28 protein-coding genes are annotated in these 25,250 nt (G+C 59.3%); 17 read left to right on the plus strand and 11 right to left on the minus strand.

Annotation, left to right across the window (positions count from 1 at the left end; genetic code table 11):
- The first annotated feature begins 12 nt into the window (after positions 1-12).
- The gene (locus tag B2589_RS09505; RefSeq protein WP_286816405.1) at positions 13-666 is read left to right on the plus strand and encodes a pentapeptide repeat-containing protein; all 654 of its coding nucleotides are present in this window, start codon (positions 13-15) and stop codon (positions 664-666) included.
- A 13-nt stretch (positions 667-679) separates the two neighbouring features.
- Here B2589_RS09505 and B2589_RS09510 read toward each other — a convergent pair whose 3' ends face one another.
- Complete coding sequence (locus B2589_RS09510) at positions 680-1,336, minus strand: response regulator (RefSeq protein ID WP_286816406.1); 657 nt, start codon at positions 1,334-1,336, stop codon at positions 680-682.
- On the minus strand, positions 1,333-2,556 hold the full coding sequence (locus B2589_RS09515; RefSeq protein ID WP_286816408.1) for a HAMP domain-containing sensor histidine kinase: 1,224 nt from the start codon (positions 2,554-2,556) through the stop codon (positions 1,333-1,335). Before B2589_RS09515 ends, B2589_RS09510 begins: the two co-directional genes overlap by 4 nt.
- A gap of 163 nt (positions 2,557-2,719) precedes the next feature.
- On the opposite strand from B2589_RS09515, the gene B2589_RS09520 reads away from it, so the two are divergent.
- The 4 genes from B2589_RS09520 to B2589_RS09535 are packed head-to-tail and all read left to right on the plus strand — an operon-like array spanning position 2,720 to position 6,427.
- Positions 2,720-3,892, plus strand: a complete 1,173-nt coding sequence (locus B2589_RS09520; RefSeq protein ID WP_286816410.1) for an ABC transporter substrate-binding protein — start codon at positions 2,720-2,722, stop codon at positions 3,890-3,892.
- 42 nt (positions 3,893-3,934) lie between these two features.
- A complete protein-coding gene (locus tag B2589_RS09525) occupies positions 3,935-4,909 on the plus strand; it encodes a YVTN family beta-propeller repeat protein (protein WP_286816411.1) in 975 nt (324 codons plus the stop codon).
- On the plus strand, positions 4,906-5,628 hold the full coding sequence (locus B2589_RS09530; protein WP_286816412.1) for an ABC transporter ATP-binding protein: 723 nt from the start codon (positions 4,906-4,908) through the stop codon (positions 5,626-5,628). The genes B2589_RS09525 and B2589_RS09530 overlap by 4 nt, the downstream gene beginning before the upstream one ends.
- Position 5,629: 1 nt before the next feature.
- The gene (locus B2589_RS09535) at positions 5,630-6,427 is read left to right on the plus strand and encodes an ABC transporter permease (protein WP_286816413.1); all 798 of its coding nucleotides are present in this window, start codon (positions 5,630-5,632) and stop codon (positions 6,425-6,427) included.
- 15 nt (positions 6,428-6,442) lie between these two features.
- Here the strand turns inward: B2589_RS09535 and B2589_RS09540 are convergent, their stop codons facing one another.
- From B2589_RS09540 to B2589_RS09555, 4 genes are read right to left on the minus strand one after another with little or no spacing between them, the layout of a single operon-like run.
- Positions 6,443-6,871: a tetratricopeptide repeat protein gene (locus B2589_RS09540; protein WP_286816414.1), complete on the minus strand. Its 429-nt coding sequence runs from the start codon at positions 6,869-6,871 to the stop codon at positions 6,443-6,445.
- A 29-nt stretch (positions 6,872-6,900) separates the two neighbouring features.
- Entirely contained in the window at positions 6,901-7,572 is a 672-nt protein-coding gene (locus B2589_RS09545) for an ATP-binding cassette domain-containing protein (RefSeq protein WP_286816416.1), read from the minus strand.
- Entirely contained in the window at positions 7,565-8,341 is a 777-nt protein-coding gene (locus B2589_RS09550) for an ABC transporter permease (protein WP_286816417.1), read from the minus strand. Before B2589_RS09550 ends, B2589_RS09545 begins: the two co-directional genes overlap by 8 nt.
- A complete protein-coding gene (locus B2589_RS09555) occupies positions 8,338-9,291 on the minus strand; it encodes an ABC transporter substrate-binding protein (RefSeq protein ID WP_286816418.1) in 954 nt (317 codons plus the stop codon). The genes B2589_RS09550 and B2589_RS09555 overlap by 4 nt, the downstream gene beginning before the upstream one ends.
- A gap of 334 nt (positions 9,292-9,625) precedes the next feature.
- On the opposite strand from B2589_RS09555, the gene B2589_RS09560 reads away from it, so the two are divergent.
- The gene (locus B2589_RS09560) at positions 9,626-10,303 is read left to right on the plus strand and encodes a response regulator (RefSeq protein ID WP_058342435.1); all 678 of its coding nucleotides are present in this window, start codon (positions 9,626-9,628) and stop codon (positions 10,301-10,303) included.
- A 19-nt stretch (positions 10,304-10,322) separates the two neighbouring features.
- On the opposite strand, the gene B2589_RS09565 is transcribed toward B2589_RS09560, so the two are convergent.
- The 4 genes from B2589_RS09565 to B2589_RS09580 form a co-directional block, all read right to left on the minus strand.
- Entirely contained in the window at positions 10,323-12,596 is a 2,274-nt protein-coding gene (locus tag B2589_RS09565) for a NahK/ErcS family hybrid sensor histidine kinase/response regulator (RefSeq protein WP_414673949.1), read from the minus strand.
- Positions 12,571-13,731: a nitric oxide-sensing protein NosP gene (gene nosP / locus B2589_RS09570; RefSeq protein WP_286816419.1), complete on the minus strand. Its 1,161-nt coding sequence runs from the start codon at positions 13,729-13,731 to the stop codon at positions 12,571-12,573. Before nosP ends, B2589_RS09565 begins: the two co-directional genes overlap by 26 nt.
- A gap of 243 nt (positions 13,732-13,974) precedes the next feature.
- The gene (locus tag B2589_RS09575) at positions 13,975-15,078 is read right to left on the minus strand and encodes a porin (protein WP_286816420.1); all 1,104 of its coding nucleotides are present in this window, start codon (positions 15,076-15,078) and stop codon (positions 13,975-13,977) included.
- Positions 15,079-15,252: 174 nt separating this feature from the next.
- Positions 15,253-16,617 (minus strand): WS/DGAT domain-containing protein, encoded by a 1,365-nt coding sequence (locus B2589_RS09580; RefSeq protein ID WP_286816421.1) that lies wholly within the window; start codon positions 16,615-16,617, stop codon positions 15,253-15,255.
- Between the two features lie 339 nt (positions 16,618-16,956).
- On the opposite strand from B2589_RS09580, the gene B2589_RS09585 reads away from it, so the two are divergent.
- Positions 16,957-17,880, plus strand: a complete 924-nt coding sequence (locus tag B2589_RS09585; RefSeq protein WP_286816422.1) for an alpha/beta hydrolase — start codon at positions 16,957-16,959, stop codon at positions 17,878-17,880.
- A gap of 84 nt (positions 17,881-17,964) precedes the next feature.
- Positions 17,965-18,714, plus strand: a complete 750-nt coding sequence (locus B2589_RS09590) for an FFLEELY motif protein (protein ID WP_022988332.1) — start codon at positions 17,965-17,967, stop codon at positions 18,712-18,714.
- A 3-nt stretch (positions 18,715-18,717) separates the two neighbouring features.
- Here B2589_RS09590 and B2589_RS09595 read toward each other — a convergent pair whose 3' ends face one another.
- Positions 18,718-18,996 carry a polyhydroxyalkanoic acid system family protein gene (locus B2589_RS09595; protein ID WP_058341855.1) on the minus strand — a complete coding sequence of 93 codons (279 nt, stop codon included), beginning with the start codon at positions 18,994-18,996 and terminating at the stop codon, positions 18,718-18,720.
- A gap of 116 nt (positions 18,997-19,112) precedes the next feature.
- Between B2589_RS09595 and ubiE the strand changes: the two genes are divergently transcribed.
- The 9 genes from ubiE to B2589_RS09640 all read left to right on the plus strand — a co-directional run bounded on the left by ubiE (position 19,113) and on the right by B2589_RS09640 (position 25,235).
- On the plus strand, positions 19,113-19,895 hold the full coding sequence (ubiE, locus tag B2589_RS09600; RefSeq protein ID WP_058341856.1) for a bifunctional demethylmenaquinone methyltransferase/2-methoxy-6-polyprenyl-1,4-benzoquinol methylase UbiE: 783 nt from the start codon (positions 19,113-19,115) through the stop codon (positions 19,893-19,895).
- On the plus strand, positions 19,895-20,536 hold the full coding sequence (locus B2589_RS09605; protein WP_286816423.1) for a ubiquinone biosynthesis accessory factor UbiJ: 642 nt from the start codon (positions 19,895-19,897) through the stop codon (positions 20,534-20,536). The genes ubiE and B2589_RS09605 overlap by 1 nt, the downstream gene beginning before the upstream one ends.
- Positions 20,533-22,176, plus strand: a complete 1,644-nt coding sequence (ubiB, locus tag B2589_RS09610; RefSeq protein ID WP_022988336.1) for a ubiquinone biosynthesis regulatory protein kinase UbiB — start codon at positions 20,533-20,535, stop codon at positions 22,174-22,176. The genes B2589_RS09605 and ubiB overlap by 4 nt, the downstream gene beginning before the upstream one ends.
- Before the next feature lie 27 nt (positions 22,177-22,203).
- On the plus strand, positions 22,204-22,620 hold the full coding sequence (gene hisI, locus B2589_RS09615; RefSeq protein ID WP_286816424.1) for a phosphoribosyl-AMP cyclohydrolase: 417 nt from the start codon (positions 22,204-22,206) through the stop codon (positions 22,618-22,620).
- 12 nt (positions 22,621-22,632) lie between these two features.
- Positions 22,633-22,962, plus strand: coding sequence for a phosphoribosyl-ATP diphosphatase (locus B2589_RS09620; protein WP_022988338.1), 330 nt, complete (start codon positions 22,633-22,635; stop codon positions 22,960-22,962).
- 86 nt (positions 22,963-23,048) lie between these two features.
- A complete protein-coding gene (gene tatA, locus B2589_RS09625) occupies positions 23,049-23,276 on the plus strand; it encodes a Sec-independent protein translocase subunit TatA (RefSeq protein ID WP_022988339.1) in 228 nt (75 codons plus the stop codon).
- A gap of 11 nt (positions 23,277-23,287) precedes the next feature.
- On the plus strand, positions 23,288-23,737 hold the full coding sequence (tatB, locus tag B2589_RS09630; protein WP_022988340.1) for a Sec-independent protein translocase protein TatB: 450 nt from the start codon (positions 23,288-23,290) through the stop codon (positions 23,735-23,737).
- Positions 23,734-24,516 carry a twin-arginine translocase subunit TatC gene (gene tatC, locus B2589_RS09635; RefSeq protein ID WP_199458152.1) on the plus strand — a complete coding sequence of 261 codons (783 nt, stop codon included), beginning with the start codon at positions 23,734-23,736 and terminating at the stop codon, positions 24,514-24,516. The genes tatB and tatC overlap by 4 nt, the downstream gene beginning before the upstream one ends.
- Positions 24,516-25,235, plus strand: a complete 720-nt coding sequence (locus tag B2589_RS09640; protein WP_286816425.1) for a 16S rRNA (uracil(1498)-N(3))-methyltransferase — start codon at positions 24,516-24,518, stop codon at positions 25,233-25,235. The genes tatC and B2589_RS09640 overlap by 1 nt, the downstream gene beginning before the upstream one ends.
- Positions 25,236-25,250 lie beyond the last annotated feature (15 nt).

Consider the following 25,250-nt stretch of genomic DNA (forward strand, 5'->3'; position numbering starts at 1 on the left):
AGGAGTGAAATCATGAGACCTCTGGCTACCGCCTCACTTTTAGTGTTCATGGCACCGGCACTGGCCGGCGATTATATGGCCGACCTGGATAACGTCCCTGTTATCAACGGCTGCAAGCTGGAACGGAAGACCAGCTGTGCCGGCGCTGACCTGCAGGGAGTGGATCTGTCGAATATGGATCTGCGCTCTGCCAACTTCCGGGGAGCCAATCTGTCTGGCGCCAACCTGAGCCATACCAGCCTGCGAGGTGCCAACCTTGATGGCGCAAACCTGGAGGGCGTCACCGGATACCGCCTCCAGGTCTACCGGGCCAGTATGCGCGGCGCGTCGCTGAAGAATGCTCAATTACAGGGGATGCAGGGCGAGTATCTGTTCGCCCAGGGTGCGGACTTCAGCGGGGCAGATCTGACCGGCGCCAACTTCGACTTCTCGCGTTTTTCCGGTGCCACCCTGGTTAACGCCATCATGCCCTTTAGCAGCTTCGAGATTTCCTGGCTACCGAAGGCGAATCTGGAGGGGGCTAACCTCAGGGGCGCAAACCTTCAGGAGGCCAAGCTGGGGCTGGCCAACCTGGCTGATGCGGACCTGACCGGAACCCGAATCCACTATGCAACCTTTGAGGGCACCTATATGGAGGGCTGTACGGCCTGCCCCTTTGACTGGTAACCCCGGGGCGGGCTCAGACCCGCCTCGCTTCCTCCAGCTGACCATAACGAATCAGACCGGCATCCACCGCCAGATGAATCAGCTCCACGGATGACGACACCTGAAGCTTGTTTTTCAGGCCGGCCAGGTGGTTGGAAACCGTTTTACTGCTGACACACAACCGTTCGGCGATTCCGCCGACACTCTCGCCCCTGGCGTACATCAGCAATACCTCCATCTCCCGCTGGGTCATATCCCTGAGCCGATGATCCACAGGCCGCTCCTGGTTCATGGCCAACCGGGTGGCAATCGGGTGCTCAATGTAAGGCTGGCCTGCAGCGACCCGCTTCACGGCTTCTGCAAGCTCCTCGGGGGCGCAGCTCTTGGATACAAATCCTAGACCACCAACATCCAGGGCCTGCCTAACCATCGGTAGCTCATCGTGCATGGTAAAAAACAGGATAGCCGCCCCACGCCAGCGCTGGCGCAGCCGACGCCCGACTTCCAGACCGGAGATGTCGGGGAGGCCCATATCGAGCAGCACCACGTCCGGTTGCAACTCGCCATACCGGGCAACCGCGTCCTGACCGTTGTCGACTTCGGTAATGGCCACCGCCGGCAGCATCGAGCGCAGCAGATTGGCGATGCCCTGGCGGACTACCTGGTGGTCATCCACAATCATCAGTTTCACAGCACACCTCCGGTATTCGGGCTGAGCGGCACAGCAAGCCGAATGCGAGTTCCCTCGCCCATACGGCTCAGAAACCTGACCTCACCACCCAGGCAGCGGGCCCGCTCACACATGGAACGTACGCCGAGACCCGCATTGCCGGGCAGCTGATCATTGCCGACACCGTCATCACGCACCTCAATGCTCAGCTCGTTGTCTTTGCGGGCAACGGCCAGCGTTGCGCAGGACGCGTTGGCATGTCGGGAGACATTGTTCAGGGCTTCCTGCAGGAATCGGTAAAGGTGGGTCTGCTGCTCACCGGTAAATTCCGGCAGGCGCTCATCCATGGCCAGTCGACACTCCAGACCGCTGAGCTGTTGCCATTGCTCAGTCAGATGCCGGATTGCACTGCCCAGGCCCAGTTGTTCCATCACCAGTGGGTGCAAATCCTGCAACAGGTGCCGGAAATGCTTCTGGATAGTCTCGCAGTGCTCCGCCAGATCCCTGGCCTGCTGTTTTTGCCGGTCACTCAGTTCCGGATCATAGAGCAGGCTGCGTGCCTGGGCGCGAATGCCGGTCAGGTACTGGCCGAGGTCGTCGTGCAGCACCCGGGCGATGTGTTCCCGTTCCCGGTCCTGCAACTGCAGCAGTTCATTAAGCAGACGACTGACAGTCTGCTGCTCCGACTCCAGCGCCCCGGCCATGGAATTGAACCGGCAAACCAGCGCGTCCAGTTCCTGCTCGCCCTGACGTGGCAGCCTGGAGGTCAGCTGACCTGCGGATACCGCGCCCATGGCCTCGGCCAGACTGGCAAGTGTGCGTATGCCGCGCCGGACCATCACGTACAGAGCCAGAAAACACAGGCACATACCGATTGCGTAGGCACCCGAAATCAGCAGGAACCCTTCCCAGATTTCCTCAACTTCGTCAGCGGGATCAACCTGCCAACCATTGACCACCGGCCGGGAAGATTCTCTGGTAACCATCGCCACGAACCAGGCGGGCACTTCGCCGCCGGTCCCGGATTCCATTTCAGCCGCCGGGGTCAGGTGACGCATGCTACTGACGACAGATTCCGGAAGATCAGCGGGGCTTCCCAGACTCTGTGCCAGGCCGGCCACACCGTCGAGCTCGCGCTGGACATCATGCCGGGCCTTCTGGGTGTAGAGCAGCGCGCCAAGCAGGTAGACCAGGAGGAAAACCGCCAGCATCAAGAGGGAAATCTTCCGGTATACGGTCATTGTTTTTATCCGTTGCGGGTAAACAGTCTTTCTATCTCCATGCTAAAGCCGCCAGTTTTCACCGGAATAGTTCTTTAGTACCGCCACTTTCCTACTTTCTGAATATTTCCGGGACTTTTTCCCTTCTCTAAGCTGGAAGCACAACAACAAACCGGAGAATCCCATGTCTTTTCTGTCCCGGACAGCGGCCACTTCACTGATCACACTGGCGGCGGCAAGCCCACTTCAGGCTGAGAACCTCGATGTGCGGATTGGTTATCTGCAGTGGGTTCCGGATCAGGGACCGGTGCTTTCCAATGTCATTCCGGAACCTGAGGACGCGGGCCTGCGAGGCGCCGAACTGGCCATCAACGACAACAGCACCACCGGCAAGTTTCTGGGCCAGACCTACTCACTCCAGAGTGAGGTTGCCGATTCGGAAGAAGGCGCCATCGCAGCCTTTGATGCCATGCGCGAGAATGGTTTCGACCTGTTTGTGGTGAATGCGCCTGCCTCGACCCTGAAAGCCCTCACCGAAAAGGCCGGGGACAACACCCTGATCTTCAACGCTGGCGCCAAGGACGATGCCCTCCGCACCGGCCAGTGCCACGTCAACCTGCTGCACACCATGCCCAGCTACTCGATGCTCACCGACGCCCTCGGCCAGTGGCTGAACCAGCGGCGCTGGGATGAAGTGTTTCTGATTACCGGGCCCACTGAGGCCGACAAGGGCTGGGCCGATGCCTTCCGCCGCTCGGCCAAGCGTTTCGGACTGGAGATCGTCGAAGACAAGCCCTGGACCTTTGACGCCGACCTGCGTCGCACCGCCTCCAAGGAACTGCCCCTGTTTACCCAGGCCAGCGATTACGACGCGGTGGTGGTCGCTGACGTGCGGGGCGATTTTGGCGAGTACGTGCCGTTCAATACCTGGCTGCCGCGCCCGGTGGTGGGCACCCAGGGCATGTCACCGGTCACCTGGCATCGGGTGGTGGAGAGCTGGGGTGCGGCGCAACTCCAGAACCGTTTTCGCGAGCTGGCCGACCGGGATATGAACAGCGAAGACTATGCCGCATGGGCGGCCATTCGCTCAATCGGCACCGCCGTAACCGACCTGAATTCCGCCAGCACCGTGGATATCCGGAACTTCCTGTTCAGCGACAAATTCCAGCTGGCTGCGTTCAAGGGCCGCAAAGTCACTTACCGGGACTGGAATGGCCAATTGCGACAACCCATTCCCCTGGTTCATCCCAGAGGGCTGGTCGCCACCGCCCCGTTCGAGGGTTTTCTTCACCCGAATACCGAAATGGACACGCTCGGCTTTGACCGTCCCGAGAGCAAGTGTCGGATCAACGGCTGACCCAGTGAGTTGCCAACTTTCAAAACAAGAAGGAGTCACAACATGAAAACCCTGTTCAAACAGACCGCACTGGCCGCCATGATCGGCCTGTCGACACCGGCACTGGCCAGCGTTGCCTATGTGTCCAACGAGAAAGACAACACCCTGTCGGTGATCGATACCGAAACCCAGGAGGTTCTTGAAACCATCGATGTCGGCCAGCGGCCCCGGGGCATTCTGCTTTCCAAGGACTACACCAAGCTTTACATCTGTGCCAGCGACGACGACACCGTGCAGGTGCTGGACCTGGCCACCCGCAAGATTGTGGACACCCTGCCCTCGGGTGAAGATCCAGAGCAGTTCGCGCTACACCCGAACAACAAACACCTGTACATCGCCAACGAGGACGACGCCATCGTGACGGTGGTGGATGCGGATACCAAGGATGTTCTGGCGCAGATCGATGTGGGCATCGAGCCCGAAGGGATGGCGGTAAGCCCCGACGGCAAGTGGGCGGTGAACACCTCCGAAACCACCAGCATGCTGCACTGGATCAACACCGAAACCTTCGAGATCGAAAAGAACATTGTGGTGGGCCAGCGCCCGCGCCACGTGGAGTTCAGCAAGGACAGCAAGATTGCCTGGGCCTCCGCGGAAATCGGCGGTACCGTGCACATCATCGACGTCGACAACCTGGAGCAGATCCACGAGATGTCCTTCAAGGTACCGGGCGTGAATCAGGATCGGGTACAGCCGGTAGGCATTGAACTGACGTCCGATGGCAAATACGCCTTCGTCGCGCTCGGCCCCTCCAACCATGTAGCGGTTGTTGATGCCCAGACCTATGAAGTTCTGGATTACCTGCTGGTCGGCGCCCGGGTGTGGCAGCTTGATCTGGACAAGGACGAGAAGCACCTCTACACCACCAACGGCGTGTCCGGCGATGTCTCCGTGATCGACGTGGAAGACATGAAGGTCATCAAGTCCATCAAGGTAGGCCGCTACCCCTGGGGTGTGGTCATCGATCCGACGTCATGACCATTGAAGCGAGCAACCTCGGCTTTCGCTACGGCGACAAGCCGGTGCTCCGGGAGGTCAGCTTCGCGCTGACCTCTGGCCGTTTTCACGCATTGCTCGGGCCCAACGGCGCGGGTAAGTCTACCCTGTTTGGTCTGCTCACACGGCTTCTGGCCCTGCAGCAGGGCGAACTCCTGCTGGCCGGGCAATCCCTGAAAAAACAGCCGGCCGAGGCCATGCGCCGGATCGGCGTTGTGTTCCAGCAGAACGCCCTGGATCTGGATCTGACTGTTCGCCAGAACCTGCAATATCACGCCGCCTTGCATGGTCTTTCCCGCAAGGAAGCCAGAGTCCGCGGTGACCGGGAGCTGGAACGCTTCAGCCTGCTGGACCGGGCCAACGATGCCGTCCGCCAGCTCAACGGCGGTCACCGCCGGCGCGTGGAGATTGCCCGCGCCCTGCTGCACGAGCCCTCGCTTTTGTTGCTCGACGAACCCACGGTGGGCCTGGACGTTGCCAGCCGCAAAGCGCTAAACGAGCACGTCCGAACCCTGTGCGAGGAAGACGGATTGACTGTGCTCTGGGCTACCCACCTGATCGAGGAAGTCCGTGCGGAAGACCGGGTCCTGATCCTGCACCAGGGCCAGTTGCTGGCCGACGGCAAGGGCCAGGCCATCTGCGAAGCCGAAGGCACCCGGGATCTGGCCGAAACCTTCCATTCCCTGACCGGAGCCGGCTGATATGAAAGCAGCTCACTACTGGCACTGTTTCGTAGGCATCCAGACCCGTGAATGGCTGCGCTTCTGGCAGCAGCGCACCCGCTTTGCCAGTGCCCTGGTCCGGCCACTGCTCTGGCTGGTGGTGTTCGCCGCCGGGTTCCGGGCCGTTCTGGGCATTTCCATCATCCCGCCCTATGAAACCTACATCACCTACGAGACCTACATTGCCCCCGGGCTATGCGGCATGATTATCCTGTTCAACAGCATGCAGGGCGCCCTGTCCATGGTCTACGACCGGGAGCTGGGCAGCATGCGGGTGCTGCTGATGAGCCCTCTGCCCCGTCCATTCCTGCTGGTCACCAAGCTGCTGGCCATGGGTGTGGTGTCCATCGGCCAGGTGTATGTGTTCCTGCTGCTGGCACTACTGGTGGATGTGGAACCACCGCTGTGGGGTTACCTGGCCGTGCTGCCAGCGTTGATTCTCACCAGCCTGATGCTGGGCGCGTTGGGCCTGCTGATCGCCACCTGGATCAAGCAACTGGAGAACTTCGCCGGGGTGATGAACTTCGTAATCTTCCCGATGTTCTTCATGTCCTCGGCGCTCTATCCGCTCTGGCGCATGAACGAAGCCAGTCCCTGGCTGTACTGGATCTGCCAGTTCAATCCGTTTACCCACGCCGTTGAAGCGATACGATTCTCACTGTATCTGGAATGGAATCCGGTGGCCTATGGCATTACAGCAACGGTGACTGTCGTCTTATCCCTGCTCGCGACGGCCGGGTTTAAACCTCAGCGCACCAGGATACTGGCAAACTCATAACCCGGGAGATCAGCGTTACTCATCAGATTCCAATGCTGCCTTTGCTCGCCAAAAATCGGCCAAGATCGGGTCTGCTTCGGTGCCTATGCCCTGAGCATAAGCTTGTGCCACTGCATGCATACATAGTCTGTCGCCGGCTTTTGCACCTTTCAAATACCACTCGAATGCCTTGGCATCACTTTGCTCCACACCCAAACCATTCGCGTACATATTCGCCAGATTGTAGATTCCCTGGTGGCTTCCCGATTCTGCAAGCGTCTGGTAGCGCTCGAAAGCCAGATCATACTGGCCCATCTTATAAACAGCATAGGCCTCAAGCACTTGAACCATCTCGCGAGCCACGCCCATTTGCTGTTCCGATTCGTCTGCATACAGGGCAAACGAAGGCAACAGCCAAAAACTCACGGCCATGACTGTCAATTTTCTAGCGTATTGGAGTTTCATAAATGCCTCCGGGGGTTTAAAAGGTTTCACTACGACGCACCCTCTGATTCGCCACGAAGCCGCCGGAGCACCCCCCCAATCAACCCCGACACACCAACATGATTATCCCATCGCAACCGAGCCGGCTTGCCGTCTAGATACCAAAGCCGGTTCGCCAAAATTTCCACATCCTGGCCATCGTGCGTCACACAGATCATGGCCATATCTGGATGGTCGTCCAGAATGCTGGCGATCAATAGTTTCAGGTCGCTGGCCATCACCGGATCCAGAGAGGCAAAGGGCTCATCAAGCAGCAGCAGATCCGGTTTTACTGCCAGGCAGCGTGCGAGGGCTGCTCGTCGGGCCATGCCAAGTGACAGCTGGTCGGGCAAATAACCGGCATAGTCCTGCAGTCCAACGTCAGTCAGAAGTTTCTGAGCTTCTGCCTCGCTGGCACCCACAAGTTTTAGGTTGGCCATCAAGGTCCGCCAAGGTAGCAACCGATGTTCCTGAAACAGATAGCCGATCCGCAGCTTTTCTCTTCCAACAACAGCAGGACCTTGCAACGACTGATCGAGTCCGGCGATGGCGTTTAGCAAGGTCGTTTTGCCAATGCCTGAAGGACCAAGGAGGCAAATGCGGTCACCGCGGTTGATGGTAGAGAACACCTCCCCAAGCACCGGCAAGCCAAAACTGCGACCCTCTATTCTAAGCTCAAGCATGTGCCACCTCCGGCTGACGCCAACGGCTGGCGCGGCGTTCGAGGGGCTGGAGAATGGCCAGCTCAATGAGTTGAACCACAACGATAAAGGCCAGGCTGTAGGCAAGAATGGCGGCCACGTCGAAAACCTGAAACGCCATATGTAATTGGAAGCCAACGCCGCTGGAACGGCCGAGCAGCTCTACCACAAGGACAATTTTCCAGATCAGGGCCAGGCCGCCTCTTGTAGCCGCCATGAGATAGGGAAACAGCTGGGGTACCCAGACTTCCCGCAATCGTTGCCATCGGGTGAACTCGTAAACGGTGGCCATTTCCTCGAGCCTATAGTCCAGGCTACGGGCACCTTCCCGGACAGTAACCGCCACGTTGGGCACTTTGTTGATCACAACTGCCATCACCGCAGCCACTTCCACCAGGCCGAACCAGACATACATGAGGATGATGGTGACCAGGGCCGGCAGGTTCAGCAAAAGCACCAGCAAGGGATCGAAAAGGGCATTGGTGGTTGGCGAACGGCCCATGACGATGCCGATGGCTGTACCAATGATCATGGCCAGAATAAAGGCGACCACCACACGCCCGAGGGTCGCGCCCAGATGATGCCAGAGCTCGCCGGTCGCCGATTCACGAATCAGGGTGTCGAGCACGTTCAGAGGCGTCGGCAAGAGGGGCGACTGAAGCAGCCAGGCAATGAGCCCCCAGAGCAGGACAAACGACGGCAGGACTACCCAGTAGCTCCACAGCGGCGGCCGGCCGGCACGGCCTTTCACGGCTGCCTCCGGTAAAACAGATGGGCCGGCATAAGGTTGTCCGGGTCGGCGCCGGTGAGGGTCATCAAACGTTGTAGGTCAGCGATTCTCTGGTCCGTTTGCGGCGCAGGCGTCCCGGCGACAAAGCCCTCTCGCAGTGCTGCGAAAACACTGTCGGCCGGATCTCCCATGAGAGGACGCAAGCGCTGCCAGTAGGATGTACTCTCCGCCAGCTCGGCTTTGGCCTGTTGCAGGGAAGCTGCAAACCGATCCATCAGCGGGTCATTGTCTCGCGCCCAGAGCTCTGGAAAGACATAACCAAGCACCGGCAGGTTGCGGTCCAGGTCCAGCTCAGTGAGCAGGTCAGCCATACCAAACGCCGATCGCCAGCCGCCCTCGCCCCTCAGGCGGGCCGCAAAATGCCAGTAGGTAACGATAACATCCACCTGCCCGCGCTTTAGCGCCTGGCTCAACAGAGGCGGGGCTGCGAACTGAAGTTCGGCGGATTCCTCCAGATTGATTCCCTGGCGCTGAGCCACCTTCTTGAGCAGTATCCAGCCCTTACTATCCGGCCCGCCCGCAATACCAATGCGCTTGCCGGCCAGATCCGCCACCGAGCGAATCGGAGAGTTGTCAGCGACGACGATATCGCCAATCTGGGAGGAGAACGGCACGTACAGGTAGGGCGTGCCGGCTTGGAATCGTGACTGTGCCCACAGCAGATCGGCTACAGCGCCGTGCACCGAACCGCTGGTGACCGCCAGCCTGGAGGCAGGCAGGTTGGCAACCGGTTTCAACTCCAGCCGATAGCCATATTCCCGGTCCAGCTCCCGATGCAGGAGATGATCGAGCTCCCAGTGGGCGGTTCCAAACTGCAACACGCTGACGGACAGCATGGGCAGGTCAGATGCTTCTTCCCGGGCATGGACACCGCCAGCAAGACTCAAAAGAAAACATAGCAGTGCGGCCATTGCCTGTTTGATCCATGGATCAGCAAGAGAGAATGCGGAGACGGTCGTTATTGTTGGTTGTAGGCTCATTACTACACGATACGAAGCCCGCAGCCCGGCAAGAATAGTACTTTGGTGCCTGTTTTTTGGTGCGATGGTCGCATTCAACCCGAGACCAAGATGGCGTGTAATGAAACCATCACAATAATAAACAGAGGATCGGAACCGACTCCGGCGATTCTCTGCACAGGAGGCCGCCATGCTGAACGAGCTCGATGCCGCACTGTCTTCCGAAAACCGCTATCATGACTCGGAAGCCATCCCCGACAATGAAAACAAGCAGGTAGAAGCAACCATGGAACCGGCGTATAAGATTCTGATTGCCGACGACCACCCGCTGTTCCGGGAAGCCATCAGCAGCGTTATCGCCTCCGGTTTCGAAGGCAGTGAAATCATCGAAACCGATGACCTGGACAGCGCTCTGGAAATCACCCGCGAGAATGACGACCTGGACCTGATCCTGCTGGACCTGAATATGCCCGGCATGCACGGGCTCAACGGCCTGATTACCCTACGTAACGAAGCACCCACCATTCCCGTAGTGATTGTCTCTGCCGAGGAAGACAAACAGATAGTGCTGCAGGCGATCACCTATGGCGCGGTAGGGTTTATCACCAAGTCCTCACCCCGGGCCCAGATGACTGAGGCCATCCAGCAGATACTGAACGGCAATGTTTACCTGCCATCAGACATTATCCGCACCAGTAAAGAAAGCTCCCACCGGCGTACTCGAAGCGATGAGAACCTGATTTCGCCGGAACTACTGAACTCTCTCACCCGGCGCCAGTTGTTGGTGCTGGAACGTATGGCCAAGGGTGAATCCAACAAGCAAATTGCCTACAACCTCAACATCGCAGAAACCACGGTCAAGGCCCACGTCTCCGCGATCCTGAGAAAGCTCGGTGTTCACAACCGGGTACAGGCTATCCTATCGGCTGGGGATGTGGACTTCAGTCAGTATCTCAAACGCTGAACGCAGCCGGCATCAGCACTCAGCAACGCATCACGTGATTGAGTACACTCCTGAGCTTAAGCGGTTTGACCGGTTTGTTCATCAACAGGTAACCAAGCTCCCGGATATGCTGTTTCAGTTCATTGGTGTAGTTGGCGGTGATCATCAGGACCGGCGCTGGCTGTAAGCGCTGAGCATTGATCACTGCCACCGCGTCGACGCCATTTTCATCATTATCCAGGTGATAATCCGCCAGTATCAGATCTACCGGAGCCCTTGCCACATCTACCTGCCCTGCCAGGCCCTCGGCAGAAACGGCTGTGGTGACCCGGCAACCCCAGCCTTCCAGCAAGGTCTTCATCCCCTGGCAGATAGCCAGATCATTATCGATCACCCACACCCGGGCGCCTTTCAAACCACTATCGAGCATCGGCAGGTGAGGCCCTCGGGGTGCCGGTTGGGCTGACTGAAGTTCTCCGAGGGGCACCCGGACGCTGAACACGGAGCCTTTTCCCTCAACAGATGATACCGAGATCTCATGGCCCAACATCCGGGCAATCTTGTCAACGATAGCCAGGCCCAGGCCCAGCCCTTTGTCTGCCTGGGCACCCTTGGGGCGAATCCGTTTAAACTCCTGAAAGATTTCGGTGAGCTTGTCTGCCGGAATACCTGGCCCGGTGTCCCAGACCTGCAGCAACACGTGGTCATGCTCGCGACGGCAACCAAGCAGAATCCGGCCCTGGCCGGTATAACGAATGGCATTGGTCAGGAAGTTTCGCAGTATCCGCGCCAGCAACTGTGAATCCGACTGAACCACTGCAGAGCAGGGCACGAAATCCAGCCGCTGCCCTTCAGCCAGGGCCATCTGCCGGAACTCCCGGGCGATGTTATTGAGCAGATCCCGGAGATCAAAGGCGGTCACGTCCGGAGTGATCACTCCGGCATCCAGCTTGGAAATATCCACCAGTGTGCCCAGCAGATTCTCTACATCATCCAACGAAGTACTGACCGAACGCACAAGGCTCTCGGCCTTGGGCCCGAAGCTCTGCTCAAGTAATGCACTGGTGAACAAGCGTGCGGCATTAAGCGGCTGCAGCAGATCGTGACTGACAGCAGCCAGGAATTTGGTTTTGGACAGGTTGGCCTGTTCAGCCTCCTGCTTCGCTTCCCGGAGACGGGCTTCCACTGCAGAACGTTCCGAAATTTCCTGCCGGAGTTGCTGGTTCAGGCCTGTCAAGGCGGCGGTGCGCTCTCGCACCCGGTGCTCCAGGTCGTCGTAGGCCTGCTCCAGCGCAATCGCGGTCTTGCGCCTTTCAGTGATGTCTCGGATCAGAACAAAAAAGCCGGTCACCTCGCCGGTTTCATCCCTGTTGGGCACATAGGAACGCAACATGTACCGCTGTTCACCATGCTCGCCGGTTTCCTCGAACTCAAAGTTCACACTGTGCCCGTCCAGTACTTCCAGTATCTGGGGCAGCAGACGCTGGTAGAACTCATCGGAATGCACTTGCTCCAGACGCTTGCCCAGTGGCGACACACCATTACGGCCATACCAGGCCTGATAAACCTTGTTGCAGAACTGGACGGTGAGGTCTGCCCCTACATAGGCAATCAACGCCGGCACATGGTCGGTGACGACCCGGATCCAGCGCTCGCTTTCTTCCAGCGCCTTGATGCGACGGGCCATTTCACTGTTCTTGACGTCGGTAATATCGGAGTAGAGCACCACCTGACCACCCTCACGGGTGGTACGCTCGGTCATTTGTACCCAGCGGCCGTTAGAGAGCAGGAACACTGTTCCTTCGGCGTCTTCGTGACTGTGCTCTTCAACCACCAGGCCGGAACTCAGGGCCAGGGCTTTCACCGCTTCAATGGGCGTGCCTGCTTGGGGTACCGGCACCCCCGCGTGGCGCCAGTAGCTCCGGAACCGGCTATTGGTCTGGATGAGGCAGTGGTCGCGGTCAAACAGCACAAATCCGTCGGCAATGCTTTCAATGGCATCACTCAATCGCTGCCGCGAGGTCTCAGCTTCTTCCCGGGCACGACTCAGAGCCTTGTTGCTGGCTTTGAGCTCTTCCATGGCCAGATTCAGGGCTTCGGTCCGCTCCCGTACCTGCTCGGCAAGGATGACCGAGTGTTCGAATGCCGCATAGGGAGCAGGCTTGTGCCCTGTGCCAGATTCCACCCGGACAATCAGGGCGTCGCGGATGCTGCGCAGGCGCTGGTTTTCCAGCTCCAGTTCAGCGATCCGGAGCGAAAGATCATCATCAGGGCCAGGCGATGGGGCACTAGGTACTGAATTCAGGCTGGCCAATGACCACCCCCGTAAACGTCTGATTGATGTGCATGCCGTTAAACTGTTCACCGTATGTGTTGAACCCGACCACTTTGTGCTGACGCAAGAAGCCAGTGACATCGTCAAGCTGGCCGGTCAGTTCCGCCTCAAGGCGCCGCAAGAAACAATCGCACGCCAGGGTCACCAGTGGTTTGCCCACAACCCGCTCCGACGCTTCGATTTGTGCCCGAACACTATCCAGCAATGAGCCTGGCTCCATGACGGTCATCACAATGCCGGTCTCGACGGCACAATAGAATGTCAGGCTGCCGTCTGGGTTCACCCGCTGAATGGATCGAACAAAATAGTTCCCCCCCACCCGCACGCCCAGCGGTTGTAAGGCAAACACTCGCCGGTCAAGCTGCTCGACCGGAACACCTACGCTGCGGGCATAGACATCGGCCGCCGGCTCCGCATTCAGCTCAAACACCGTCCGGCTTTCGGGGCAGGCACGGGTAACAACGAGCTTGTCTGCCTGATCCCGCATGTGATGGGTTGAAAACACGCGAAAATCCAGCGGTGTGTTCACCAGTACGACGGTGGCCGCCGCGCTGTGAAAATGCCCGTCGAAAAAAACGTGGGTGTCGGCAAGCCGTTCATCATCACCGGCCGAGCCGCCAAACTGGGGAATAGTACCCAAGGCCGCATTCAGGGTGGCCAGTACCAGCTCTTCCCGGCTCGAAAGACCATCCAGAAGGGTGATTGCAAAGGTATTACCTTTAACCGGTGCCAGCCGTGCATCGCGACAGGTGCTCAACAGCCCGTCAATAACCTGCTGCGCGTCCTGAAGGGTAAAGCGTTCAAGCTCGCTGATCAGTGCGCAGTCGATGGCGAAGTACCGGGCATCAAAGCCCAGTGCGCTGATACAGCCCCGCCCATAGCCTTCGCTGGTAATTTCACCAGCAGATGTACAACCAACCACCCGGATGCCAGGAAATGCCATCTTGAGCGCTGGCCCGAGGCGGGTAAGGTCGTACTCCACAGAACAGAAAAAAAGCACGCAGCCCAGATGCTCATGGCGCAACTGTCTGGCCAGCGCCTCAGCCGCCAGTTCCGGATCACGGACACGGGTGCTGGCTGTTTTCACCGGTGGCTCCGGATTGTGTGATGGCATGGCAACAGCTCTTGTCAGAGTACACAGTGGCTCTGATTCTACGCCGATGCCAGCGGAGGAAAATTCGACTTCGGTGCTTTTTATCGGTGCGCCAAAACGGTGATAACCCATTGATTATAAACTCCCTGAATCAATGACCAGTGGCCCAGCCAGGTTTTGGCACACACAAACCGGCACTTTAGTCTGAGCTCACTCAATCAGATACCGCAGAGTACACACGGTATCTGACCGGTGATATCAGGATCAGAAGGTTACGATCGCACCCACAGCCAGGGTGTCCGCATCCACAGCCGTTGCGCCGGTGGGCTTGGTTTCCTGCTCGAACATGTTGTATTCCGCCACCAGCTTGAAATTGCTGTTAACGTCGTGGAACACCGCGAACGAGGTATTTTCGGTTTCGAAGCCACCCTGATCGGAATCGGTTTCGCCGTAAGACAGCACAAACCGGTTGGCTCCCTGAGTATAGGAGCCCTGAAGCAGGTAGCCGTCGGCATCCTCTTCCGAAGCAAGAAGTCCATCACTGATCAGCACGGGCACATCACCTTCCGAGGTAAACCCGGAAGCCGTTACAGACAACCCCGCAACAGAGGCCTTCAGGCCATAACCGATACCCCGACTGTCCACCTTGGTTGTCGCGTTCTCGGAACTCTGGTGGCGGCCATTGAGCCAGCCGGATAGCGACAGGCCCTGCAGGTCGGCACTGTAGGTCAGTTCCGCTTCAAATCGGGGCGCAGACTGCTCAGAACCCGCACCCGGTGTGGTGTTTGCTGGCTCGAGTATACCCGCCGCCACCTTCAGGCCAGCCATATCCGGAGATCGGTACGTAATCTGTGCAGAGGGGTTCGGGTAAGGATAACCGGCGCGGATATTGCCAAAGGACACGCCAGTCGCGGCGCCCGGAGAACCAAAACCCATCAACAGTTCATCCAGGAAAATATTAGAACGGGCATACAGCCCGAAATCCTTACCGATCAGCACCTGGCCAAAGTCGCCATCTACAGTGGCATACAGCTGCCGCACATCAATGCTGGTATCGGTGGGAGACTGCAAGCTGTCGTTGATGGTGGTCCAAAATGAAGACCGACCACCAAGCGTAAGGTCACCCATGTCCTTGCTGAAATTGAAGCCAATCGTGTTGGGCAGAAAACCCATCTTGATGTCGGAATTACGGACATCCGCCACCTTGTCATCACGGTTCACGTAGAAAGCGTTAAAATAACCGTCCACCGAAAAGCTGGTGCCGTCCTGGTTATAGACTTCAACCGCAGCCTGTGCCCCTGAGCCGGCCAACATAGATGCAGCCACGGCAAGAGCCAGCCCTGACTTTGTTACTTTGTTGTTGTTCATACTTCCCCCGGTTGTTATTTGAAATCTGGGATCAGGGGCAGCAGCAATGGCCAGCAACCCCGGGCGCTAGATCACGCCTGAGTACCATGGTCGGGGAATCAAAAGTCGGGGAGTATTGTTCGTGAGAGCAGATTGCCTGCTCATTTGGGAGGCACCAGGAATGGAACTTTGGAATTACGACTCGTCCGGGAACTGCCCAAGTTCCGCCAGGCAATCCTCCAGAAACGCCGCAGGATCCGCCATCACCGCCTCATCCGCCACAACGCCAAACTGCACCTGCCCGGCATAGCTGACAATGCTCACACCCAGGCCGATATTCCCGGCCTGGGGCACCCAGAACATCTGCTCGGTAATGGGGCAACCGGCCAGGTAACGGGTTTCCGGAGTGCCCGGTACGTTGGAAACCACGGCCGAGGCCTTGCGAAAGAATAGATCGGCCAGGGGTTTGCGGCCGATGTCTGGCAGCAGGGAGGCACAGGCAGTCAGGCCCCAGGCCAGGCCCGGTTGCCAGCTCTTCTTGAGTTTGCGGGTTTCATGCTTGATGCGGAACAACCGCTCCAGGGCGCTTTCGCCATCTACCGGCAGTGGCACAAACACGGTACCGAAGCAGTTGCCGGGCTCACCGGCTTCGGGCTTGATGCCTTCGGGCAAGCGGGTGCGGATGTCTACCGGCACGGCGGCGTGCATCACCGCATCGTCCAGCTGTTCCGGTGTCATGCCCAGCCGCGGGCGTACCGCTGCAGCCACGCAGGCCAGCAGCACATCGTTGATGGTGGTGCGGGTTTGGTGGGCAATGGCGCGAAAGCGCTCCAGCGGCACCGGAGCCGACCACCGGCAAGTGCGCTGGCCGGCCAGCGGCCGCTTGAGATCAGAGGGGGAGTCTTCTTCCTCGGCCAGGAATTCGCTCAGCTCATGCACCAGTCGCGCCCCGTTCTGTACGGTGCGGGCCGCAAGGGTTTGCTCCAGGCCGGCCTCCGGCTTTTCTGAATCAGTCTGTGTGGTGGCGCCGTAGCGGGCAAGCTGTGAGCCCAGCCATTGCTGGGCGGTTTCCAGCCAGCGCCCTACCCGGGGCTGCTCCGGGGCGCCGTATACCGCCGGGTATTGCCGGGGCGAGGCCGGGCACAACTGGTCGAAAATACTCAAAAGCGACAAACCATCGGCATAGCAATGGTGCAATCGCAGCAGCAGGGCAGCGCCGCCTTCGGCGTTAGGGGCCAGCCAGAATTTCCAGGCCGGGCGATAAAGTGGCAGGGGTTCGTTCAGTCGGGCAGACACCCAGTCCTGCAGCTGGTGCTGGTCAAACCGGTCCAGCGCCACATCCAGGTGGTGCGCCACATTAAAGGTAGCGTCTGGCTGCCAGTACCAGGCCGGGGCTTTCCACACCGGGCGGCAACCAAAGCGTTCCCAGGCCGACCAGTAAACCTCAAGAAACTCCCGGAAACGGCCGGCGGTCAGCCCGTCCACCCGGAGCATGATGGTGATGGTCATGGGGTTGTCCGGCCGCTCCAAAGCCAGCCAGGCCGAATCCGAAGGCAGCATGAGATGCGAGTGCTCTTGGTTCAAACCTGAAGGTCCCCGGTCAGTAAACTGGTGAAAAGCCAATCCGGCATTGTGCCAGAGTCGTTCATCCGGCTCCATCGTGTGGATACCGCGCACAGGCTTACAAAAAGTTACACGCGATTAACTGTTCGCTTCTATACTCGCTATATGGCTTGATGCAATGGTTATAAACTGAACGACGCAAAGCCTGATTGGCCCCGAATCACCAAAAATCCGGGCACTGGTGCCACTACACCCGCACGCCGATCGGGGTACAAAAGGTAAACCGGCTATCCAATTCCAAAAAAAGCCTGAAGCTGTGCCGGGGGGAGATGAACAATGAAAGCCAGTCATGTTCGCAAGCTGATCAAACCCATCGAAAACGCCTATTCGGAAATGTTTTCCGGCCGGGTATTCCGGGTTGGCAAGGGCGCTGTGTCTGTGCGGAACCACAGCGGCGCGGCAGAACAGACCGTGATCGGCGTACACGGCTTTCTGGAAAACCACTGCTACTTCACCCAGGCCTACGACGCCCCCACAACCGAACTGATCCTGCTCACTTGCAGCAACTACCACATACCGGTGAATGGCGTAACGCCTGAAACTCCGGACTGGGAAGTGCCCATCAAACACCTTGAAGGCACCATCGAATACGATGCCTGCATCCTCAACCAGGCCTTACAGAACCTGCCCACCACCCGCAACATCCGGGTGCACGGCCATTCCCGGGGTGGCGCGGTTATTCTGGAAGCCATCCGCCAGTGGCCGGAACTCTATGAAGACGCGGAAGTCGTGCTGGAAGCCCCGGTACTGCCCCAGGGCAAACTGCACGCCCTGGTAACCACGCTTCTGGAACCGGTCAGCCACGGTATGTGGCCCTGGTTGATCCGCCTGATCAACAGTGCCCCGCAGTCGGCCTATGGCCAGACCTTCTTCGGCAAGATGAACCCGCGCAAGCGCCAGCTTCTGGGCAAACTGTTCTACGCCACCAAGGATCACCTCACCATTGTTCGCAACATCGAGAACATCATGGAGTGGATGGCCCGAACAGACAGCTCCGTGTACCAGCACGTGCGCCATGGCACCTTCCTGATTCCCGGCACCGACCGCATTCTGGACCGCACCGCCATGCTGGCCAGCGCCCGCTCCAGCCCTACCACCATGCGGATTGTTGAAACCGGGGCACCCAGCCACTTCATCACCCTGGACAGCAAGGAATGGGTGCCGGGCTTTGAAACCCTGCCGGCCGCCGCACAGGGCTGAATTCCTGGCCCCGATTCCGGGTGCACCAGCTGCGGGGCTCCGTTAAACTGCGCGGTTTCAGGTTCAGTGTGATGGAGTCCCGGCATGTATCGTGAGCGCCTGGTCGCAACGGAAGTGCAGTCAGAAAACGCCCACAGGCTCAAGCGTCTGCTGCTTGAGTACCACGACTTCCGGCAACTGAAAGCTGCCAGCCCGCTGCTGGACGACACCCGCCGGATTGCCGACTGGCAGGCCGAGCGCCTGAAAACTACCCACCAGGACCTGTACCGCCACCCCGGCTATCACACCGGCCTGGAATTCCTGCTGACCGACCTCTACGCCCCGGCCGGCATGACCCGCCGCGACGACAACATCGACCGTGTATTCCCGAAAATGGTGAAGTGGCTGCCCGACCACCTGCTGGCCACCTTTGCCGGCCTGGTCGAACTGAACCTGCTGACCCAAAGCCTGGACCTGGAACTGGCCGAATGGTTTGACCGGCAAGGCCTGGATACCGGCTCGATAACCGCCGCAGCCTGGTGCGAAGGCTACCGGGCCAGCGGGCAACTTCCGGCACGGCACCGGCAGCTGGAACTGGTTTCCGATACCGGCCAGCAGCTCGACCGCTATGTACGCAACCGCACACTGGGCTGGCTGCTGTCGATGACCCGGGGACCGGCGGAAATGGCGGAACTGGGCGATTTGCACAGCTTTTTGCACCGGGGTTACAGCGCTTTCCGGAAAATGGACAAGGTGGATCTGTTGATCGAGCGGCTGATCAGCCGGGAAAGGCAGGTAATGGAGAACATACTGAAAGGCCACCCGGAGCCGTTTACGCTGCCGGGTGACCTGTAGCGGTCAGGCCTGGATGATCTGGTCCAGCTGGGAATGAATTTCCTGCTCGATGCGGGATTTGAACGGCCGCAGCATCATGCCCAGTTCCAGGCGGATATGCAGGTCGGTCTCGGCAATGTCCAGCTGGCCTTTCACGCCGCTGCGCTTGAATTTAAGCAGGTCGCCTTCCCACTGATAGTTAACGTCGAACTGCCGGGACAAGTCCTTGGCCAGGGTTTCGGCGGCCTCTCGGGCGTGGGCCTTGTCCAGGGAATGGGCGCGATGGATATCGATAACAGACATGAATCAGTTTTCTCGGTGATTTGGAAACGGTTTTACAGTGTAAGCCGGCAATAAACTTGTAGCCAACCCCTCAAAGGTTAGAATACCTACCTTAGATTCTGACAGGACGAACACCCATGAGCGAGCAGCAAGCACCGGGCACTCCCGGCAACGGCCAGGACGACGTCACCCATTTCGGGTTCCGCGATGTACCGAAGAGCCAGAAAGCCAGCCAGGTAGCCCAGGTTTTCCATAGCGTGGCCGGCAAATACGACCTCATGAATGACCTGATGTCGATGGGCATCCACCGCCTGTGGAAACGCTTCACCATCGAGCTCAGCGGTGTTCGCCCCGGCCACCAGGTGCTCGACATTGCCGGTGGCACCGGCGACCTGACCATGAAATTCTCCGACCTGGTAGGCCCGTCCGGCAAGGTAGTGCTGGCCGATATCAACGCCTCCATGCTGCAGGTAGGCCGCAGCCGCCTGACCGACCGGGGCTATGCCGGCAACATTGAATATGTCCAGGCCGATGCCGAACACCTGCCGTTCCCGGACAACAATTTCCAGGCGGTTTCCATTGCCTTCGGCCTGCGTAACGTCACCGACAAAGACCAGGCCCTGCGCGACATGGCCCGGGTACTGAAGCCCGGCGGCAAGCTGATGGTGCTGGAATTCTCCAAGCCCACCAACCCGCTGCTGAGCAAGGCCTACGACACCTACTCCTTCACCGCCCTGCCCCTGATGGGCCAGCTGATTGCCGGTGACAGCGAGAGCTACAAGTACTTGGCCGAGTCCATCCGCATGCACCCGGACCAGGAAACCCTGAAAGGCATGATGGAAAACGCCGGCCTGGTGAACTGCAAGTACTACAACATGACCGGCGGCATCGTGGCCCTGCACGTGGGAATCAAGCCCTGATGTTTCCCGGCCCTACCCTGCTGTCTGCTATCAGCGCCATTATCGAAGCTGCGCTGAACCGGGCCCTGGAGCTGGATCCTGCCGGCCACAAGGGCCTGATGCAGGCACTGGCCGGGCCGGTTCAGTTCAGCCTGACCGCACCGGTGGCCATGAGCTGGACACTGGAACCCGTGGCCGACAGGGTACAGGTACGCAGCCAGCCCGCAGACGACCCCGCACTGGAGATCAGCGGCCGGCCGGTTGCCTTCGCGGCCCTGGCGCTGGGTGATGACCGGGTCTTTGCCGACGAGCGCCTGCAAGTACAGGGCGACACCGCCCTGGCCCACCAGTTCCAGCGGGCCCTGAATCAGCTGCAGCCCGACTGGGAAGCCGCCATGGCCCGGCACATCGGCGATGTGCCCGCGCACTTTCTGGGCCAGCGTATCAGGAATGCCGCGAAATGGAGCCAGCAGGCGGTCAGCACCATGAACGCCAACGTGGAGGAATACATCCACGAAGAAAGCCGCACCCTGCCCGGCCGGCGCGAACTGGAAGCCACCTTTCAGGACATCGACGAGCTGAACCTGCGCACCGAGCGGCTGGAAGCTCGCCTGAACCAGCTGGCAGCACCCGGTAGCATTAACGATACGGAGACCCTGTGACCCGCCTGCAACGCCTGTTCCGAATTGCCTGGGTATTCTGCCGCTACCGGCTGGACACGTTTCTGCCCCTGTCGGAACTGCCCACGCCCCTGAAGGTCTTTTTCCTGCTGGCGCCCTGGCACCTGTTTCCGCAACCGAAGCTGAGCCGCGGCGACCGCCTGCGCCTGGCGCTGGAAGAGCTGGGGCCGGTATTCGTTAAATTCGGCCAGATTCTCTCTACCCGCCGGGACCTGTTGCCCGATGACATGGCCGAATCCCTGAAACAGCTGCAAGACCGAGTGCCGCCCTTCCCCAGCGACCAGGCCCGGGGCATTATCGAGAAGTCCCTGGGCGCACCGGTGTCAGAACTGTTTGCGGAATTCAGCCCGGACCCGATGGCCTCGGCCTCGGTAGCCCAGGTACACGCCGCCACCTTGCCCAATGGCCAGAAGGTCGTGGTAAAAGTGCTGCGCCCCGGCATCGAAAGGGTTATCCGCCAGGACCTGGGCCTGATGTACCTGATGGCCGGGCTGCTGGAAAAGTACTGGTCTGAAGGCAAGCGCCTGCACCCGGTGGATGTGGTGGCCGACTACGATGCCACCATCCACGACGAACTGGACCTGCAGCGCGAAGCCGCCAACGCCAGCCAGCTGCGCCGCAACTTCGAAAACTCCAAGCTGATTTACATCCCTTTCATCGACTGGGATTACACCAGCAAGTCCGTACTGGTGATGGAGCGCATCCACGGCATTCCCATTGCCGATGTGGATACCCTGAGAAACGCCGGCGTGAACATGAAGGTGCTGGCTGAGAAAGGCGTCGAGATCTTTTTCACCCAGGTGTTCCGGGACAGCTTCTTTCACGCCGACATGCACCCGGGCAATATCTTTGTGGACATCTCCAACCCCGCAGACCCGAAATACATTGCTATCGATTTCGGCATTGTCGGCACCCTGGCCCCGGACGATCAAAGCTACCTGGCCCGCAACCTGCTTGCGTTCTTCCGCCGGGATTACCGCCAGGTGGCGCAGTTGCACATCCAGTCCGGCTGGGTACCACCGGATACCCGGGTGAACGAATTCGAAGCCGCCATCCGTACCGTGTGCGAGCCTATTTTCGAGCGGCCACTGAAAGACATCTCCTTCGGCCACTTCCTGTTGCGCCTGTTCCAGACCGCCCGCCGCTTCAACATGGAAGTGCAGCCGCAGCTGGTGCTGCTGCAGAAAACCCTGCTGAACGTGGAAGGTCTGGGCCGCCAGCTGTATCCGGAGCTGGACCTGTGGAGTACCGCCCAGCCGTTCCTTGAGGACTGGATGCGCAAGCGTATCGGCCCGGCCGGCCTGGTCAAGTCGCTACAAACGCACCTGCCGTCCTGGCTGGAGCAGTCTCCGGAGATGCCGCAACTGGTGCACGATGCCCTGTTACAGCTGCGCGGCAGCGGCCCGACCGAAGAGCAGAACCGGGCAACACTGGAGCTGATGAAACAGCAGCAGCTGCGCAGTGAACGGCGCTGGCGCCGGGGCTTTATCGCCGCCGTACTGGCCGTGATTGCCGTGGGCAGCAGCCATCCGCAGGCACAGCAACTGGTGACCGACATGCCGGTGTGGAGCTGGGCATTGCTTGCCGCAGCCGCAGGCGTCATGCTCCGGGGTAGCCGGTGAACACAAAGATTTTCAGGATTCACACAAATGCAAGATTCCCCCGATAACGTCTTACAGCCTGACTGGTTGGACGACATCAAATGGACAGACGACGGCCTGGTACCGGCCATCGCCCAGGACGCCGACAACGGCAACATCCTGATGATGGCCTGGATGAACCGGGAGTCCCTGGCATTGACCGTTCAGGAAGGCCAGGCGGTGTACTGGTCCCGTTCCCGCGGCAAACTCTGGCGCAAGGGCGAAAGCTCCGGGCACCAGCAAGTGCTCAGGGATATCCGCCTGGACTGTGATGCCGATGTAATCCTGCTGAAAGTCGAACAAAAAGGTGGCATTGCCTGCCATACTGGCCGGCGTAGCTGTTTTTACCGGACCCTGAAAGATGGCCAGTGGGTGAGTGCCGAACCGGTACTGAAAGACCCGAACGCCATCTACGGCAGCAACTGAGGAGCAGACACCGTGAGCGATGTACTGGAGCGCCTGGCGCATGTGCTGGAAGCCCGAAAAGAGGCAGACCCGAACACCTCCTATGTGGCCAGCCTGCATGCCAAGGGCCTGAACAAGATTCTGGAGAAGGTTGGCGAGGAGTGCACCGAAACCCTGCTGGCCGCCAAGGATGCCGAACATTCCGGACAAACCCGGGATGTGGTATACGAGACAGCAGACCTGTGGTTCCACAGCATGGTCATGCTGTCGAGCCTGGGCCTGGGCCCGCAGGATATCCTGGATGAGCTGGCCAACCGGTTCGACCTCTCCGGCCTGGAAGAAAAAGCGTCACGGCAATCCTGAGGGAGTACCCCTAACGGGGATTTCCGCCTGAGGTAATCGTTGGCGTACAATGTCACGTAACAGAAACAATTGAACGAGGAACCCTCATGGGTATCAGTATCTGGCAACTTCTTATCGTACTCGGCATCGTTATCCTGTTGTTCGGAACCAAGAAACTGCGCAATATCGGCTCCGATCTCGGCGGTGCTATTCGTGGCTTCAAGAAATCCATGAGTGACGAAGAAGAAAAGAAGCAGGCTGACCAGGATAACCTGGAGGGCCAGCAAGCCGAACAGGCCCAGGCCGAAGAAAAGCCCAAGGAAAAGCAGAGCTGAGCAACCACTGAATGTTCGATATCGGCTTCATTGAGCTGCTGATCTGCGGCATTATTGCCCTGCTGGTGCTGGGCCCTGAACGGCTGCCCGGCGCTGCACGGGCGGCTGGCCGCTGGATTGGCGGCGCCCGGCGTATGGTTGGTCAGTTCACCTCTGAACTGGACCGCGAGCTGAAAGCCGAAGAGTTGCGCAAGGAGCTGAAAAAGGCCGGCGATGTCGGCCTGGATGATGTGCAGAAGACGGTCAAAGGCGCCCTGGATGAGGCCAAGAAGTACGAGCACATGATCCTGGACGACGGCTCCAGGAAAACCCGCCCGGCTCCCGCTACCCGCCGGGTTAACAAGCCGGAGGAAAGCAGCCCGGATTCGGCGACAGCCCCGGCGGATCAGGGAAACACCACATCCAGCGCCGACGCCGAGCCCGGCCCATCGACTGAGAGTTCACCGGATCATCGTTCATGAATGCCAAGCCAGACGGCAATCAAGCGTCTTCTGAACAACAGGAGATGCCCCTGATCGAGCATTTGCTCGAGCTGCGTAACCGATTACTGAAAATGGTGCTGGCAGTGATTATCTGCTTCGCCGTTATCTACCCATTTGCCAACGATCTCTACCTGCTGTTGTCCCAGCCCCTGAGGGAGTTGTTGCCGGTGGGCCAGATGATGATCGCCACCGACATCACCTCGCCGTTCTTTGCGCCCCTGAAACTGGCCCTGGTGCTGGCAGTGTTTGCCGCCATCCCGGTCATCCTGTACCAGCTCTGGAGTTTTGTGGCGCCGGGCCTGTACGCCCATGAAAAGCGGCTGGCATTCCCGCTGCTGTTCACCTCGGTCATCCTGTTCTATGCCGGTGCCGCCTTCGCCTACTTCGTGGTGTTTCCGCTGGTGTTCGGTTTCTTTACCGCCATCGGCCCGGAAGGCATCGTGGAACTGCCGGACATCACCAGCTACCTGAACTTCGTGCTGAAGATGTTCTTCGCCTTTGGCGTGGCGTTCGAGATTCCCATTGCTACCGTACTGCTGATCCTCACCGGCGCCACCACGCCGCAGGATCTCGCCGCCAAGCGTCCCTACGTGGTCGTCGGCTGCTTTATTATCGGCATGCTGCTGACCCCGCCAGACATCATCTCCCAGACTCTGCTGGCGGTGCCGATGTGGATTCTGTTCGAGTTCGGCATCATCTTTGGCCGCCTGGCCTACCGCGAGCGTGAACAGGTCGCCGAAGACGAACCGGAAGCCTGATGAACCTGGCCCTGCTGCTGGACGAAGACTTCGTCAGCCCGGACCGTGCCCGGCTTCAGGGCCGCCGGCTGCAACACCTGAAAACCGTACTCAAGGCCAGTGCCGGCGACTGCATTCCGGTGGGCCGGGTCAACGGCCTGATGGGGTACGGTGAAGTGCTCAAGCTTAACGACTCCGAAGCGGAACTGCAGCTAACACTGGACACCCCGCCACCGGCCGCCCTGCCGCTGACCCTGATCCTTGCCATGCCACGCCCCAAGATGTTCCGCCGGGTGCTGCAAACCTGCGCCTCTCTGGGCGTGAAAGATATCTGGCTGATCAACAGCTACAAGGTGGAAAAGAGCTTCTGGCAAACGCCCTGGTTGTCAGACGACAACCTGAGGGAAAACCTCACGCTGGGCCTGGAACAGTCAAAGGACACGGTGATGCCACTGGTGCATATCCGCAAACTGTTCAAACCCTTCGTGGAAGACGAATTACCGGCATTGCTGGAAGGAAAACGGGCACTGGTCGCCCACCCCGGCATGGCAGCGCCCTGCCCCAACCACCTGAACGAACCCGCCGCCCTGTGCATCGGCCCGGAAGGCGGCTTCACCGACTACGAAGTGGGTAAACTCGAAGAAGCCGGCTGCCAGAGCGTGCACCTCGGCCCCCGTATCCTGCGGGTGGAAACCGCTGTACCGGTGCTGGTCAGCCGGTTGTTTGACGCCTGCCTGTGAGCTGACAGGCGTGAG

It is taken from the genome of Marinobacter sp. UBA3607, assembly GCF_002375525.1.
Taxonomy (GTDB): Bacteria; Pseudomonadota; Gammaproteobacteria; order Pseudomonadales; family Oleiphilaceae; genus Marinobacter; species Marinobacter vinifirmus.